Annotated in this window: 1 rRNA gene (only partly in view); it reads left to right on the plus strand. The window is 51.3% G+C overall.

Annotation, left to right across the window (positions count from 1 at the left end):
• Positions 1-1,676, plus strand: a 23S ribosomal RNA gene (locus JR005_RS08540) (it extends 1,218 nt beyond the left edge of the window).
• Positions 1,677-1,713 lie beyond the last annotated feature (37 nt).

A 1,713-nucleotide genomic window follows, 5' to 3' on the forward strand; every position in this document is an offset into this window, starting at 1 on the left:
ATGCTGGAGGTATCAGAAGTGCGAATGCTGACGTGAGTAACGACAAAACGGGTGAAAAACCCGTTCGCCGAAAGACCAAGGGTTCCAGTCCAACGTTAATCGGGGCTGGGTGAGTCGACCCCTAAGGCGAGGCCGAAAGGCGTAGTCGATGGGAAATGGGTTAATATTCCAATACTTCTGTGTAATGCGATGAGAGGACGGAGAAGGTTAAGTCAGCCTGGCGTTGGTAGTCCAGGTGGAAGACAGTAGGCATGCATCTTAGGCAAATCCGGGGTGCTCTATGCTGAGAGTCGATATCAAGCTGTACTTGTACAGTGAAGTGGCTGATACCATACTTCCAAGAAAAGTCTCTAAGCTTCAGTTACACAGGAATCGTACCCGAAACCGACACAGGTGGTCAGGTCGAGTAGACCAAGGCGCTTGAGAGAACTCTGCTGAAGGAACTAGGCAAAATGGTACCGTAACTTCGGGAGAAGGTACGCTGCTGAGGGTGATGGGACTTGCTCCCTGAGCGCTTGGCAGCCGCAGAAACCAGGCCGCTGCAACTGTTTATTAAAAACATAGCACTCTGCAAACACGAAAGTGGACGTATAGGGTGTGATGCCTGCCCGGTGCTGGAAGGTTAATTGATGGGGTTAGCGTAAGCGAAGCTCTTGATCGAAGCCCCAGTAAACGGCGGCCGTAACTATAACGGTCCTAAGGTAGCGAAATTCCTTGTCGGGTAAGTTCCGACCTGCACGAATGGCATAATGATGGCGGCGCTGTCTCCAGCAGAGGCTCAGTGAAATCGAAATCGCTGTGAAGATGCAGTGTACCCGCGGCTAGACGGAAAGACCCCGTGAACCTTTACTGCAGCTTGACATTGAACTTTGACCTTACTTGTGTAGGATAGGTGGGAGGCTATGAAGATGTGACGCCAGTTGCATTGGAGCCATCCTTGAAATACCACCCTGGTAATGTTGAGGTTCTAACTCTGCCCCGTAATCCGGGGCGAGGACCATGTCTGGTGGGTAGTTTGACTGGGGCGGTCTCCTCCTAAAGAGTAACGGAGGAGTACGAAGGTGCGCTCAGCGTGGTCGGAAATCACGCGTAGAGTATAAAGGCAAAAGCGCGCTTAACTGCGAGACCCACAAGTCGAGCAGGTACGAAAGTAGGTCTTAGTGATCCGGTGGTTCTGTATGGAAGGGCCATCGCTCAACGGATAAAAGGTACTCTGGGGATAACAGGCTGATACCGCCCAAGAGTTCATATCGACGGCGGTGTTTGGCACCTCGATGTCGGCTCATCTCATCCTGGGGCTGAAGCAGGTCCCAAGGGTATGGCTGTTCGCCATTTAAAGAGGTACGCGAGCTGGGTTTAGAACGTCGTGAGACAGTTCGGTCCCTATCTACCGTGGGCGCTGGAAATTTGAGAGGATCTGCTCCTAGTACGAGAGGACCAGAGTGGACGAACCTCTGGTGTACCGGTTGTGACGCCAGTCGCATCGCCGGGTAGCTATGTTCGGAAGGGATAACCGCTGAAAGCATCTAAGCGGGAAGCCTACCTCAAGATAAGATTTCCCTGTGACTATATGTCACCTAAAGAGCCGTTCAAGACTAGGACGTTGATAGGTTGGATGTGGAAGCATAGTGATATGTGAAGCTGACCAATACTAATTGCTCGTGAGGCTTGACTATACAACACCCAAACAGTTGTTGTATTCAAGATAAATTC

This window comes from Acinetobacter sp. Colony158 (assembly GCF_019264745.1).
Taxonomy (GTDB): Bacteria; Pseudomonadota; Gammaproteobacteria; order Pseudomonadales; family Moraxellaceae; genus Acinetobacter; species Acinetobacter ursingii.